Source organism: Pseudomonas sp. S3_B11 (assembly GCF_054667715.1).
The window spans coordinates 4,038,308-4,052,753 of record NZ_CP162749.1 but is presented as its reverse complement, the minus strand read 5'-3'; the positions used below and the strand labels follow the sequence as shown (position 1 = coordinate 4,052,753).

The following is a 14,446-nucleotide window of genomic DNA, read 5'->3' as shown; positions in this document are numbered from 1 at the left end:
TTGCGGACCAGAATGGTCGCTGCGGCTCTAGCCGTGCATCTTATTTTTGTGAGCAAGCCAACCAAAGCTCAAAATGGAGTTTAGAGGATTCGCATGAAAGCAATTGTTACCGGCATCACTGGTCAAGACGGCGCCTACCTGGCGGAACTGCTGCTGGAGAAGGGGTACACCGTATACGGTACCTACCGTCGTACCAGTTCTGTCAATTTCTGGCGTATCGAAGAGTTGGGCATCCAGTCCAACCCTAATCTGCATTTGGTCGAATACGATCTGACCGATCTGTCTGCCAGCATTCGTTTGCTGCAGACCACCGAAGCCACCGAGGTCTACAACCTTGCAGCGCAGAGCTTTGTGGGTGTTTCGTTCGAGCAGCCGATCACCACTGCAGAGATCACCGGTCTCGGTGCGGTAAACCTCCTAGAAGCGATTCGGATCGTTAATCCGAAGGTTCGTTTCTACCAGGCATCCACCTCCGAGATGTTCGGCAAGGTGCAGGCTATCCCGCAGATCGAAAGCACGCCTTTCTATCCGCGCAGCCCTTACGGCGTTGCCAAGCTCTACGCTCACTGGATGACCATCAACTATCGCGAGTCGTACGGCATTTTTGCCACTAGCGGTATCTTGTTCAACCACGAATCCCCACTGCGTGGCCGTGAGTTTGTGACCCGCAAAATCACCGACTCCGTCGCCAAGATCAAGCTGGGCCTGCTGGACAAGATGGAGCTGGGCAACCTCGACGCCAAGCGCGACTGGGGTTTTGCCAAGGAATACGTGGAAGGAATGTGGCGCATGCTGCAGGCCGATGAGCCGGACACTTTCGTGTTGGCGACTAACCGCACCGAGACTGTTCGCGACTTCGTTTCCATGGCGTTCAAGGCTGTGGGTATCACTATTTCCTGGGCGGGTACTGCGGAGGCCGAGCAAGGCACTGATGCGGCTACTGGTAAGGTACTGATCACGATCAACCCGAAATTCTACCGCCCGACTGAGGTTGAGTTGCTGATTGGCAACCCGGCCAAAGCCAAGGAAGTTCTGGGCTGGGAGCCGAAAACCTCCCTGGAAGAATTGTGCCGCATGATGGTTGAAGCCGACTTGCGTCGTAATGAACAAGGATTTTCATTCTGATGACCATTGCTGGCAAACGTGCGCTGATTACAGGTATTCAAGGCTTCACTGGTCGTTACATGGCGGATGAACTTCGGGCTCATGGCTACGAGGTTGTCGGGTTGGGTAGTCAGCCTTCCGATGAGCGCAATTATTACCAGGTGGATCTAGGCGATGGCCCGGGGTTGCGCACGTTGCTGGCAAAGATTCAACCTGATGTTGTGGTTCATCTCGCGGCATTGGCGTTTGTCGGGCATGGCGCAGCGGACGCGTTCTATCAAGTGAACTTGATCGGCACGCGTAACTTGCTGGAAGCTGTCGCGGCCAGTGGAAAACCCCTGGATTGTGTGCTGATCGCCAGCAGTGCCAATGTCTATGGCAACGCTTCGGGTGGCCTGTTGTCGGAAACCACAACTCCGGCGCCAGCCAACGATTATGCCGTTAGCAAGTTGGCCATGGAGTACATGGCCAACCTTTGGCACGAACGCTTGCCCATCGTTATTACTCGTCCTTTCAATTACACCGGTGTTGGCCAGGCCGAGAATTTCTTGCTGCCGAAAATTATTTCCCATTTCCGGCGCAAGGCGAAAAAAATCGAATTGGGCAACCTCGATGTATGGCGTGATTTCAGCGATGTTCGCGCGTTGGTGAAGGCCTATCGAGGACTTATCGAGGCCAAGCCGCTGGGGCAGACTATTAATGTCAGCTCTGGCAATGCCCATTCGCTTCGTGAAGTCATCGAAATGTGCAGAGGGTTGACCGGGCACGATATTGAGGTCGAAGTGAATCCGGCCTTTGTGCGGGCCAATGAGGTGAAAACGTTGTGCGGAGATAACTCACGGTTACGTGCACTGGTTCCCGGCTGGTCAACACCTTCTCTGGACGAAACCCTGAGCTGGATGCTGACGGCCGAGTAGATGAAGTTAATTCTTTCTGTTGAGCCGGTCCGGTTTCCGCTGACTGGTATTGGTCGTTACACCTACGAATTGGCGCTGCGACTGCAGCAGAATCCTGAAATCACCGACCTGCAATTTTTTGCCGGTCGGCGATTTTTGCCGGCGTTGCCTACGGCTGCCAACGAGTCGGGTAGTGGTTACGGCTTGAAGCGAGCGGTGCAGAAAAACTTCCTGGCGGTTGAAGCGTATCGGCTCCTTATGCCGTTGCTCAGGAAGCACGCGTTAAAAAATCATGGTGAGTTTCTTTACCATAGCCCGAATTACTTTCTGCCGCCCTTTGCTGGCCGCAGTGTTGCTACATTCCACGATCTGTCTCCATTCACCTGGTCTCACTGCCATGCGCCGCAACTTGTGCGTTACTTGCAGAAAGAGCTGAAGGCCACGATGGTACGAGCAGACGCGTTGATCACGGACTCCGAGTACACGCGTAAAGAGTTGGCGGAGTACTTTTCCTGGCCTATTGAGCGTATTCATACGGTGCCGCTGGCCAGTTCCGCCGAGTTTCATCCTCGTAGTGCGGAAGACCTCAAAAGTGCGCTTTCGCGCCATGGTCTCGAGATGGGTGGTTACAGCCTGTTTGTCGGGACGATCGAGCCTCGCAAGAATATCGAAACGTTGCTTGATGCGTATTCACGTCTGCCGTTGGCAGTGCGCAAGCGCTGGCCTTTGGTGCTCACCGGCTATCACGGCTGGCGCAACGAAAGTATTCACCAACGGCTCGAAAGCGCCCGCCGTGAGGGCTGGGCCTTTTACCTGGGGTTTGTACCCAGTGAAGAACTTCCCCTGCTGTTTGCCGGCGCTCGTCTTTTTACCTTTCCTTCATTGTATGAAGGGTTTGGTTTGCCGGTTCTGGAAGCCATGAGTTCTGGTGTCCCTGTCGTTTGCTCTAACAGTTCGTCGCTTCCGGAGGTCGCTGGCAATGCGGCCCTGATGTGCGACGCCATGGACGTCGGAACGTTAACAGGGCTCATCCAGCGTGGTCTGGAAGATGAGTCGTGGCGTTCCAGCGCGGTCGAGCAAGGCTTGTGGCATGCGGCGAGGTTTTCGTGGGAACGCTGCGCAATGGAAACGCTTCACGTTTATCGGAAGGTGGTCGAGGGACAATGATCAAGGTTCTGCACTTCTTCAAGACATACTACCCGGAGACCATGGGTGGCATTGAACAGGTCATCTTTCAGATTGCTGAAGGTGGAATAAGGCACGGCTTTGAGTCCGAAGTGCTTTACCTCAGTGAGCGAGGTGCGGCGCGCAATGAGCCGGTGGGACATCACCTGACTCATCGCTCCAAGCTCGACCTGCATGTAGCGTCCACCGGTTTCTCTCTGTCGGCGTTCAAGGATTTTGCCGAGTTGGCGCAGAAAGCAGACATTGTCCATTACCATTTTCCGTGGCCTTACATGGATCTTGTGCATTTCGTCAGTCGAATTCGCAAGCCCGCCGTTGTCAGTTATCACTCCGATATCGTCAAGCAAAAGACACTCCTCAAGCTTTATCAGCCCTTGATGAACCGTTTCTTGTCGAGTGTTGACTGCATTGTTGCTTCATCGCCCAACTACGCTGAAAGCAGTCCAGTATTGACGCGATTCAAAGACAAGGTTCACGTTGTTCCCTATGGGCTGGATCGGCAAACCTACCCCACGCCCTCTGCTGAAAAGCTGGGCGTCTGGCGCTCGCGTCTGGGGGAGCGCTTTTTCCTGTTTGTGGGAGCTCTGCGCTACTATAAAGGGCTGGACTATCTGCTTGAAGCTGCAAAAAACACTCAACTGCCCGTCGTCATTCTGGGGGGCGGACACCTTGAAATGGAGTTGAAAGCTCAGGCGAATCAGTTGGGGCTGTCGAATGTGCATTTTCTCGGAGGCTTGCCTGATGAAGATAAAGCGGCTCTGCTGACGCTCTGCTATGCATTCGTTTTCCCGTCACACCTCAGGTCCGAATCTTTCGGTATTTCGTTGCTTGAAGGGGCCATGTACGGGAAACCAATGATTTCTTGCGAGATTGGTTCTGGCACGACTTACATCAATATCGCAGGAGAAACTGGATTGGTTGTACCTCCTCGCGACTCTGTTGCGCTGGCGCAGGCAATGAACTACCTCTGGAATCAACCAGCGGTTGCGGCTTCGATGGGAGAGGCGGCTGCACAGCGTTTTGAAGGAATGTTTTCAGCTGATTCAATGGCAAAATCCTATGCGGAGATTTATCGGTCGCTGCTTTGAATCTATGCACACTGGCAGAGCATAGGTGTTCTTATATATTCTCAAGGGGCACCGATGAGAGCTAAACGCTTTCTAATTACTGGTGGTAATGGTTTTGTAGGACGTGCATTAATAAATCGATTAGTGCAGTTGCCTGGGTGTTCTATCGTGGCACCGATGCGAGCCGTGCCTGCCAAGTTTCCGGCAGGCGTGCTTTCTCTACCGTTGACCGGTCTCAACGGTGCAAATGACTGGAGTGAGGCGCTGGCTGGCGTCGATGTTGTTATCCATACTGCTGCTCGCGTTCACATCATGAATGAAGTCTCTCTCGATCCGCTCGCTGCGTTTCGTGAAGTCAATGTCGAGGCTACGTTGAACCTCGCTCGCCAGGCAGTGGTGTCCGGTGTGAAACGTTTTATTTTCATCAGTTCAATCAAGGTGAATGGAGAGGGGGGGCGCCAGGTATCGTATATAGCGCCGATGACTTACCTGCTCCGACTGACCCCTATGGGATCTCTAAGCTTGAGGCTGAGCAAGGGTTGACGATACTTGCTGCCGATACAGACATGGAGGTTGTCATTATTCGCCCGGTGTTGATATACGGCCCAGGTGTCAAAGCCAATTTTCTTAGCTTGATGCGCTGGCTGTATCGTGGTGTTCCTCTGCCGTTCGGCGCCGTTCACAACCAGCGCAGTCTTGTTGCTATCGAGAATCTGGTGGATTTCATCGTGACCTGTTCCGATCATCCTGCGGCTGCCAATCAAATATTCCTGGCCAGTGATGGCGAAGATGTATCTACCACACAATTATTGCGCAAGTTGGGGAATGCGCTGGGGAGGCCTGCCAGATTATTGCCAATACCTGTCACGCTGATGCAGAGGGTGGCAGCGTTATTGGGCCAGCGTGCATTGTCGGAACGCATCCTTGGCTCCTTACAGGTAGATATAAGTAAAAACCGACAACTATTGGGCTGGATACCTCCGGTCCCCCTCGATAAAGCTTTGGGCCTGACGGCGCAACATTTTCTGGACTCCTGCAAATCATGAGTTATGGCTGGTTTATCCCTGTCATTGTCGCTGTGTCTTTTTCCCTCACGTGGGCTTTGCGCCAGTACGCTTTATCTCGAAGCCTGATCGATATCCCCAACGCTCGAAGCTCTCATTCAGTTCCCACACCTCGAGGCGGCGGGGTCGCAATTGTTCTGGGATTCATGTTGGCGTTGGCGATGCTGTTGTCGGCAGGCTTGATCGTTTCCTCGACTTTTTGGGCGATTTTCGGGGCGGGAACCATGATTGCCGTGATTGGATTTGTGGATGATCACGGGCACATCGCCGCTCGTTGGCGCCTGGTGGGGCATTTCGCTGCTTCAATGTGGTTGTTGTTCTGGCTTGGCGGGCTACCCGTGATTCAGTTTGGCGGATGGGCGCTGGACTTGGGGTGGTGGGGGCATGGGTTGGCGTTGTTTTATCTGGTGTGGCTGCTCAACCTTTACAATTTCATGGATGGAATCGATGGTATAGCCAGTGTTGAGGCTATTTGCGTCTGTCTAGGGGCGTGTCTTCTGTATTGGGTTAGCGGTGCAACGCAACTGATCTGGGGACCACTGTTATTAGCTGCATCCGTAGCCGGTTTTCTCTATTGGAATTTCCCCCCCGCCAGGATTTTCATGGGGGATGCTGGGAGCGGATTTCTGGGCATTGTGCTCGGAGGGCTCTCGCTTCAAGCCGCCTGGTTCTCGGCGGAACTATTGTGGGGTTGGCTGATCCTACTTGGCATATTTATCGTTGATGCTACTTTGACATTGTTTCGCCGTTTGCTCAGAGGCGACAAGGTTTACGAGGCGCACCGCAGCCATGCCTATCAGTTTGCTTCCCGCCGGTATGGCAACCATTTACCGGTTACGGTGGCTGTAGGGCTGATCAATGTTTTCTGGTTGTTACCTATAGCTTTAGGCGTTATTCATTATGGCATGGATGGTAGTTTGGGTATGATTCTGGCTTATGCTCCATTACTGATGCTGGCAATAAAGTTTCGTGCGGGCCACCTCGAAGAAGCCTTGATGAAAAGCTGAGTAACAGTTCTGTCATTTGGCTTAACGTGGATGACATGCGCTTATAAGGGGTCACTACGTAAGGAGAGGCTGAGGTGTTTGACGAATCCATGGATAAAGCGAGGGCGTACCTGGTAGGGCTTCCTCGGCGCCGGAAAAGGTTGATACAGGTTTCCACAGACATCCTGCTTGTATGGGTGGCGCTTTGGCTTGCCTTCATCGTCCGCCTCGGCATCGATGACATGTACAACCCCTTGAAGGTCCACCTCTGGCTCTTCGCTTTCGCCCCCACAATCGCCATCCCGCTCTTCATCCGTTTCGGAATGTACCGCGCCGTCATGCGCTATTTCGGCAACGACGCTCTCGTTGCCATCATCAAAGCCGTCAGCCTGTCTTCCCTGATCCTCGCCGTCGTCGTCTACTGGTACAGCAACCACCAAACCGTTGTCCCCCGCTCCATCATCTTCAACTACTGGTGGCTCAGCATGGTCATCATTGGCGGCCTGCGTCTATGCATGCGCCAGTACTTCATGGGGGACTGGTTCACCGGGGCACAGCATATTCCGTTCACCAATCGCGATGATGGCTTGACTAAAGTCGCGGTTTACGGCGCGGGGGTCGCAGGCAATCAGCTTGTCGCGGCGCTGCGCATGGGGAAGGTGATGCGGCCGGTAGCATTCATCGACGATGATCCGAGTATCGCGGATCGATCGATTTCCGGGTTGCAGGTCTACAAACCCAAGCACATCCAACAAATGATCGATGTAACGGGCGCGCAGGAAATCCTCCTCGCGCTGCCGTCTTCTACCCGCGCGCGTCGTAGGGAAATTCTCAATTTCCTGGAAGGTTTTCCGCTTCACGTGCGCAGTGTCCCGAATTTTACCGATCTGGCCAGTGGTCGGGTCAAGGTTGAAGACATCCAAGAGGTGGATATCGCTGACTTGCTCGGTCGCGATGCGGTACCAGCCCAGGCCGATCTGCTCGAGCGTTGTATCAAGGGCAAGACAGTGATGGTGACGGGGGCTGGAGGGTCGATCGGTTCGGAGTTGTGCCGGCAGATCTTTTCCCTGGGGCCGACCGCGCTTTTGCTGTTCGATCACGGTGAGTTCAACCTTTACACCATTCTTTCTGAGTTGGAACAGCGAGTCACCCGAGAGTCGGTACCGGTTAAATTACTGCCTATTCTTGGTTCTATCCGTCGTCAGGATAAGCTGCTGGATGTGATGAAAACCTGGAAAGTGGACACGGTCTATCACGCTGCCGCTTACAAACATGTACCAATGGTTGAGCACAACATCGCCGAAGGTGTTTTGAACAATGTCATCGGCACGTTGAACACCGCTCAGGCTGCCTTGCAGTCGGGGGTTTCCAATTTTGTGCTGATTTCTACCGACAAGGCGGTACGCCCGACTAATGTCATGGGTAGCACAAAGCGTTTGGCCGAATTGACGCTCCAGGCCCTCAGCCGGGAAGTTGCGCCCGTGCTGTTTGGTGACAAAGCCAATGTGTCGCGGGTGAACAAAACCCGTTTCACAATGGTTCGTTTTGGCAATGTGCTGGGCTCGTCGGGTTCTGTCATTCCCTTGTTCCATAGTCAGATCAAATCCGGGGGGCCTTTGACGGTCACGCACCCGAAAATCACCCGCTACTTCATGACGATTCCCGAGGCTGCACAGCTAGTGATTCAGGCCGGTTCCATGGGGCAGGGCGGCGATGTGTTTGTGCTGGATATGGGGGAGCCAGTGAGGATTGTCGAATTGGCGGAAAAGATGATTCATCTGTCGGGTTTGAGCATCCGTTCCGAGCGCAACCCACAAGGCGATATTTCCATCGAGTTCACTGGCCTGCGGCCCGGCGAAAAGCTGTATGAAGAGCTGTTGATCGGCGATAACGTCGTCGCGACCGAGCATCCCATGATCATGGCAGCCAATGAGGATCATCTGCCTTGGGATGTGTTGAAGTTGAAATTGCATGATCTGTTCTGCGCCATTGAGCACGATGATTACGCTCGTGTGCGCCAGCTTCTGCGCGATACCGTCAGTGGTTACGTGCCGGACGGCGAGATCGTCGACTGGATCTACCAGCAACGTCGCCTAGAACCCTGATTATTACACAAGCTGTAACGTACATATTTTTGACAGCGATACATCATCGCCTAAGTTTGAGAGGCGGCTTCGGAAAAGCTGCTTCTCTCTTAACGATGTCATGGAGCGTCATTTATGCGTACAGGCTATTTCTACTCTCTGATCTTTGCCCTTCTTACCAGCGCCTCGATTGCTGCTATCGCCGCCCCAGCGGTCAAGCCCGAATCGGTCTCTACGGCGCAGGCCGTGGAGCAGCGAGCCAAAACGCAGGGCGCCCGGGTGGATTTAAACGGGGCGGATGCGGCAACACTGCAGCGCGAGCTATCAGGAGTCGGCAAGGGCAAGGCCGAAGCGATTGTTGCGTATCGGGAGAGTAATGGGCCGTTTTCTTCGGTGGAGGAGTTGCTGGAGGTCAAGGGGATCGGCAAGGCGATTCTAGACAGGAACCGTGACAAGCTGGAAGTGAATTGAGTTTGTGATTGAAGGAGGCCGGTCAAATTGACTGGCCTTTTTGCCGTCCGGCGGATGCAAATTTTGGACGAGTTCTGGAAGCGTTCCAGGCGTTGGCATAAATAATGATTATCTATAGCCAACCGATTGTTCAACAATCCAAGGCCTCCCTCCCATGACCAATACACTATCCCTCGCGGATCAGATCACCCTGGAGCTACGCGCCGACATCATCGGCGGTCACTTGCTGCCAGGTATGGCGCTGGTAGAGAACAACTTGGTCTCAGCCTACAACGCCTCGCGCAACACCATCCGCGAAGCGTTACATCGCCTCGGCCAGGAAGGGTTGACCCGTTACGTGCGTAACAAAGGGGTGATGGTCCGCAGGTTAGGTGCCGATGATGTGCGAGATCTGTTCAAGGTCCGTCGCACCCTGGAGCTTCAAGCCATCTTGGGCAGCCAGTCATTGCGTGAGTATCAATCCGACCGGATGCTCGAAGCCCTCGAGGCGGCGGATTTGGCTCGGGAGCTTGAAGACTGGCGTTCGGTCGGTACCCATGGACTGGCGTTCCATCAGCACATCGTCGGATTGATGCGCAGTCCATTACTTGATGAGTTTTTCACCAATGTGGTTGCGCAACTGCGCCTGGTATTTAGCTCCGCGCCCGATGAGGCGCGTTTCCAGGCGCCGTGGCTGGCCCGTGACCGCTACGTCCACGATTGCCTGGCCAAGGGCGACAAGCTTGCGGCCCACGAAGCCATGAGTCTTTACCTGGACGATTCCGAGCAACTGCTTTTGCAACTGCTGACTCCCACCCATCACCACTGATCAAGGATTCGTGCCATGTACAAAGACTACCCAGCCGCCTACCAGGTCAGCAAAGGTTCAGCCCTGCAGGTGGACAAATCCTTCTACGACCGTATCCGCACCCAGCAGGACAAGCGCATGCTGATCGAGCAGTTCGAAGTGCCGATCCGTACTGGCCGCGCCTGGCATGTGCCGGCTGGGCACGTGTTTCGTGTCACTACACCCGTGGGCCCGCAGGTAGGGGACTTCAACGTCTGGAACGCCCACGATCCGCGGGAGCGCCTGTGGGCGGCGCGCACGCGCCAGCTTCAAGGCGCCCACGTCAGCATCCATGACCGGTTGTGGTCGAACCTGCCATTCCTGCGGCCCTTGGTGACCATCACCGATGACAGTCTGACCGGTTATGGTATCGATGAGCATGGTGGACGACTGCATGATCTGTTGGGTACGCGCTGTGATCCGTATGTGAACAAAATGCTGACCGGGGAGGATTTTCATCATCACTGCCACTCGAACCTGACCTGTGCGGTGTTGCCCCACGGCCTGACGGAGTTCGATGTGCATGACGTTCTGAATATTTTCCAGTGCACCGGACTCAATCATGACGACATGTACTTCATGAAGGCCTGTCCGGCGCAGAAGGGCGATTACCTGGAGTTTTTTGCCGAGATTGATCTGTTGTGCGCCCTGTCCACCTGCCCGGGTGGTGACTTGTCGCTGGCGATGTGGGGGCCGGATGCGCAGGATCCCCTTAGCGTCTGTCGCCCGCTGGGGGTTGAGATCTATCGCTTGGAGGATTCATTGCTGGAGGGCTGGAGCCAGCCTGAGCGGGCAGCATACAAGGGGTTGCATGGCTTGCACATCGCCAAGGCGGATTGGGAGAAATAGCACGCTGTGTGGCGAGGGAGGATGCTTCCTCGCCACACAGCGTCATGCAGCCAGGACTGTTGCGATTCAACGATCCTTGGCCTCCTTCGCATCCATTTCCGCATTGCGCTCGGCAACGCGCTTGCGTTGCTCATCGGTCAACTCGACCTTGTTGGCGGTGTCGCGCAGCATCATCAGACCACCAACGATCGAGCCGATTGCAACAATCAGAATCAACCAGGCATACCAGGGCATAGGGCTCTCCTTGAGGGGGCGATGGACGGACGAACATTTCGCCGATCCATCGCACCTACCACTTATGAGCGAAGGTTGCTCGCAGTGGTTCAATACTACGCCCGTTCGGCAGGCTTCACCTTAAAGCCCGGTCAGCATCGCATCGGCGGGAGCGTCCGCACGCAGCTGTGCGGTGAGGATGAAGTAGACGAAACCCACCGCCATGAAGCCGAGGAAGATCAGCCCGATCAGCGCGTTGAACCAGGCCATCGCCACCAGGCACACCACTGCCAGCACCAGGGCGATGCCCGGCACGATCGGATAGCCCGGGGCGCGGAAAGTACGTTCCAGGTTGGGTTCGGTTTTACGCAATTTGAACAGGCTGAGCATGCTCATGATGTACATGACGATGGCACCGAACACGGCCATGGTGATCATCGCTGCAGTCAGGGTCATGCCGCCGAGGTTGATCAGGCCGTCGCTGTAGATCGCCGCGATGCCGATCAGCCCACCGGCGATGATCGCCCGGTGCGGCGTCTGGAAGCGTGACAGTTTGGCCAGGGATGCGGGCAGGTAACCGGCGCGGGCCAGGGCGAAGAACTGGCGCGAGTAGCCAAGGATGATGCCGTGGAAACTCGCCACCAGGCCGAACAGGCCGATCCACACCAGCATGTGCAGCCAGCCGGAGCTTTCGCCAACCACGGTTTTCATGGCTTGGGGCAGGGGATCGTTGATGTTCGACAGGGTGCGCCAGTCGCCGACGCCGCCGGCGAAGAACATCACGCCCATTGCCAGGACCACCAGGGTCAGGATGCCGCTGATGTAAGCCTTGGGAATCGTGCGTTTCGGGTCCTTGGCTTCTTCGGCGGCCATGGCCGCGCCTTCGATGGCCAGGAAGAACCAGATGGCGAAGGGAATCGCGGCAAACATGCCGGCGATGGCCGGTGCGCCGAACACATCGGAACCAGCCCAGCCGTTCAGGGCAAAATTGCTGAAACTGAACGCCGGGGCCACGACGCCCATGAACACCAGCAGTTCGGCCACCGCCAAGACGCAGACAATCAGCTCGAACGTCGCGGCCAGCTTGACCCCGAGGATGTTCAGACCCATGAACACGATATAGGCACCGACCGCTGCGTGTTTAGGGTCCAGGGCCGGGAACTGCACGTTCAGGTAGGCGCCGATGGCCAGGGCAATGGCCGGCGGGGCGAAGACAAATTCGATCAGCGTCGCCAGGCCGGCAATCAACCCGCCTTTCTCGCCGAAGGCGCGACGGCTGTAGGCAAACGGTCCGCCGGCATGGGGAATGGCGGTGGTCAGTTCGGTGAAGCTGAAAATGAAGCAGGTGTACATGGCCGCCACCATGAAGGACGTCACCAAAAAGCCCATTGTCCCGGCCACGCCCCAGCCGTAGCTCCAGCCGAAATACTCGCCGGAAATCACCAGGCCGACGGCAATACCCCATAAATGCAGGGTGCCCAGGGTGGGTTTGAGTTGTGTGTTCATCGGTGGCTCCCCTCGATCCATAGCAAAAGCGCTGGGGAGGGGCAGTGCAGTGGACGTGCCAGTGTGGCGAGGGCGGTCGTAATGGGTGAAATCGTGTCGTATCGGGGATGTTCGCTATCGGATGGCTTGGTTTTGTGCCCCAGTTCAGAGCATTGGTGCCAGGGCAGGCCTCATCGCGAGCAAGCTCGCTCCCACATGGGATCTGTGGTGAATAAAGAATTCGCGTCCACTGAAGACTCCCTGTGGGAGCCTGCTTGCTCGCGATGAGGCCTGCCCAGCCAACACTTTTTACGGATTCTTTACCCCCCAGCCCGGCTCTCGATCTCGTTCCTTTACAGCCTTCCTACCGACAATCACTCCACACACGGCACGACGCCGTACCACGGAGAAATCCCATGAGTGTTCTGGACGGGGTGTCGCTGCTGCTGGCAGGGGCGCTGTTCATTTATCTGCTGGTTGCGCTATTGCGCGCAGATCGGAACTAGGAGCGGCTATGCACGGTTATGACTATGGGCTGGTCCTCGCCTTTTTCGCCCTGGTGCTGATTCCGGCACCGTTTCTGGGGCGTTTTTACTACCGGGTGATGGAAGGCCAGCGCACTTGGCTTTCGCCGATCCTCGGCCCGGTGGAGCGCGGTTGCTATCGCCTGGCCGGTGTCGATTCCACCGCTGAGCAGAGCTGGCAGAAATACACCCTGGCCTTGCTCGCGTTCAACCTGGCGGGTTTTGTGTTGCTGTTCTCCATTCTCCTGCTGCAGGGATATCTGCCGCTCAATACCGAACAATTGCCCGGCATGGAGTGGACCCAGGCTTTCAACACGGCCGTGAGTTTCATGACCAACACCAACTGGCAGTCCTACAGCGGTGAAGCGTCCCTAAGCTACCTGAGCCAGATGGTCGGCCTGACCGTGCAGAACTTCGTCAGCGCCGCCACCGGCCTGGCCGTGCTCGTGGCACTGTGTCGCGGCATCGGGCGCAAGTCCGCCGCAACGTTGGGTAACTTCTGGGTCGACATGACCCGGGCCACTCTCTACGGGCTGTTGCCGTTGTGCCTGCTGCTGGCATTGTTCCTGGTCTGGCAGGGCGTGCCGCAGACCTTTGCGCACTATGTGCACGGGGTCACGCTGCAGGGCGCTGACCAGGTCATCCCGTTGGGTCCGGCCGCCAGCCAGATCGCGATCAAGCAGCTGGGCACCAACGGTGGCGGTTTCTTCGGCGTCAACTCGGCGCATCCGTTCGAAAACCCGACTGCCTGGAGCAACCTGTTCGAAGTCGCTTCGATCATCCTGATTCCCGTCGCGCTGGTGTTCACCTTCGGCCATTACGTCAAGGACCTGCGCCAGAGCCGGGCAATCATCGCCTGCATGCTTGCCCTGTTCCTGATCGGCGGTGCCACGTCGCTGTGGGCCGAATACCAGCCCAACCCTGCCTTGGACAATCCAGCCGTCGAGCAAACCGCGCCGCTGGAAGGCAAGGAAGCACGCTTTGGCACCACCGCCACGGTGCTGTGGTCGGTGACCACCACGGCAGCGTCCAACGGCTCGGTCAACGGCATGCATGACAGCCTCAATCCGCTCAGCGGTATGGTTGCGCTGGTGAACATGATGGTCGGTGAAGTGATCTTCGGCGGCGTCGGGGCCGGGCTCTACGGGATGCTGTTGAACGTGCTGATCGCAGTGTTCCTGGCCGGCTTGATGATCGGTCGCACCCCGGAATACCTGGGCAAGAAGCTGGGCGCTCGGGAAGTGCAACTGTTGGTGGCAACCCTGCTGGTGATGCCTGTCAGCGTGCTGGTGCTGGGTGCCGTCGCCGCAAGTCTGCCCGGCCCGGCCGCAGCGGTGAGCAACCCGGGTGCCCACGGTTTCAGCCAGTTGTTGTACGCCTACACCTCGGCGGGAGCGAACAACGGTTCGGCATTTGCCGGGTTCGGCGCCAACACAGCTTTCCACAACCTGATGCTGGGCCTGGGCATGTTGATCGGCCGATTCGGCTACATCCTGCCAGTGCTGGCGTTGGCCGGCAGCCTGGCCTTGAAGAAGACCGCGCCGATTGGCCAGAACAGCTTCCCCACCCACGGCCCGTTGTTCGTGACCTTGTTGACCGTGACCATCCTGCTGGTGGGCGGCTTGACCTTCCTGCCGACCCTGGCCCTGGGGCCGATTGCTGAACACTTGAGCCTGGGCTTCTGAGGGATAT

The 14,446-nt window shown here is 56.4% G+C and carries 13 protein-coding genes and 1 pseudogene; 12 read left to right on the top strand and 2 right to left on the bottom strand.

Annotated features, from left to right (window positions below; translation table 11 throughout):
- The first annotated feature begins 93 nt into the window (after positions 1-93).
- From gmd to AB4O22_RS18135, 10 genes and pseudogenes are all read left to right on the top strand, one after another.
- Positions 94-1,125, top strand: coding sequence for a GDP-mannose 4,6-dehydratase (gene gmd, locus AB4O22_RS18180; RefSeq protein WP_223472941.1), 1,032 nt, complete (start codon positions 94-96; stop codon positions 1,123-1,125).
- Complete coding sequence (locus AB4O22_RS18175; RefSeq protein ID WP_223472942.1) at positions 1,125-2,021, top strand: GDP-mannose 4,6-dehydratase; 897 nt, start codon at positions 1,125-1,127, stop codon at positions 2,019-2,021. The genes gmd and AB4O22_RS18175 overlap by 1 nt, the downstream gene beginning before the upstream one ends.
- Positions 2,022-3,167, top strand: a complete 1,146-nt coding sequence (locus AB4O22_RS18170) for a glycosyltransferase family 4 protein (RefSeq protein WP_460096894.1) — start codon at positions 2,022-2,024, stop codon at positions 3,165-3,167. It begins immediately after the preceding gene.
- A complete protein-coding gene (locus tag AB4O22_RS18165) occupies positions 3,164-4,273 on the top strand; it encodes a glycosyltransferase family 4 protein (protein WP_263292863.1) in 1,110 nt (369 codons plus the stop codon). Before AB4O22_RS18170 ends, AB4O22_RS18165 begins: the two co-directional genes overlap by 4 nt.
- Positions 4,274-4,327: 54 nt before the next feature.
- A pseudogene (locus AB4O22_RS18160) lies at positions 4,328-5,298 on the top strand (UDP-glucose 4-epimerase family protein).
- Positions 5,295-6,323 carry an MraY family glycosyltransferase gene (locus AB4O22_RS18155; RefSeq protein ID WP_223472945.1) on the top strand — a complete coding sequence of 343 codons (1,029 nt, stop codon included), beginning with the start codon at positions 5,295-5,297 and terminating at the stop codon, positions 6,321-6,323. Before AB4O22_RS18160 ends, AB4O22_RS18155 begins: the two are co-directional and overlap by 4 nt.
- An 89-nt stretch (positions 6,324-6,412) precedes the next feature.
- Positions 6,413-8,407 carry a polysaccharide biosynthesis protein gene (locus AB4O22_RS18150; protein ID WP_223472957.1) on the top strand — a complete coding sequence of 665 codons (1,995 nt, stop codon included), beginning with the start codon at positions 6,413-6,415 and terminating at the stop codon, positions 8,405-8,407.
- Positions 8,408-8,521: 114 nt separating this feature from the next.
- A complete protein-coding gene (locus AB4O22_RS18145; RefSeq protein WP_223472946.1) occupies positions 8,522-8,857 on the top strand; it encodes a ComEA family DNA-binding protein in 336 nt (111 codons plus the stop codon).
- A 154-nt stretch (positions 8,858-9,011) separates the two neighbouring features.
- Entirely contained in the window at positions 9,012-9,665 is a 654-nt protein-coding gene (locus AB4O22_RS18140; RefSeq protein ID WP_223472947.1) for a GntR family transcriptional regulator, read from the top strand.
- Between the two features lie 15 nt (positions 9,666-9,680).
- The gene (locus tag AB4O22_RS18135; RefSeq protein WP_460096892.1) at positions 9,681-10,532 is read left to right on the top strand and encodes an urea carboxylase-associated family protein; all 852 of its coding nucleotides are present in this window, start codon (positions 9,681-9,683) and stop codon (positions 10,530-10,532) included.
- 66 nt (positions 10,533-10,598) lie between these two features.
- On the opposite strand, the gene AB4O22_RS18130 is transcribed toward AB4O22_RS18135, so the two are convergent.
- Together AB4O22_RS18130 and eat are read right to left on the bottom strand one after the other, a co-directional pair.
- Entirely contained in the window at positions 10,599-10,766 is a 168-nt protein-coding gene (locus tag AB4O22_RS18130; protein WP_003183831.1) for a DUF2897 family protein, read from the bottom strand.
- Positions 10,767-10,886: 120 nt separating this feature from the next.
- Positions 10,887-12,251 (bottom strand): ethanolamine permease, encoded by a 1,365-nt coding sequence (gene eat / locus AB4O22_RS18125; protein WP_013692567.1) that lies wholly within the window; start codon positions 12,249-12,251, stop codon positions 10,887-10,889.
- A 395-nt stretch (positions 12,252-12,646) separates the two neighbouring features.
- On the opposite strand from eat, the gene kdpF reads away from it, so the two are divergent.
- Together kdpF and kdpA are read left to right on the top strand one after the other, a co-directional pair.
- The gene (kdpF, locus tag AB4O22_RS18120) at positions 12,647-12,736 is read left to right on the top strand and encodes a K(+)-transporting ATPase subunit F (protein ID WP_032833236.1); all 90 of its coding nucleotides are present in this window, start codon (positions 12,647-12,649) and stop codon (positions 12,734-12,736) included.
- A gap of 8 nt (positions 12,737-12,744) precedes the next feature.
- Complete coding sequence (gene kdpA, locus AB4O22_RS18115; RefSeq protein WP_460096891.1) at positions 12,745-14,439, top strand: potassium-transporting ATPase subunit KdpA; 1,695 nt, start codon at positions 12,745-12,747, stop codon at positions 14,437-14,439.
- The last annotated feature ends 7 nt before the right edge of the window (positions 14,440-14,446 follow it).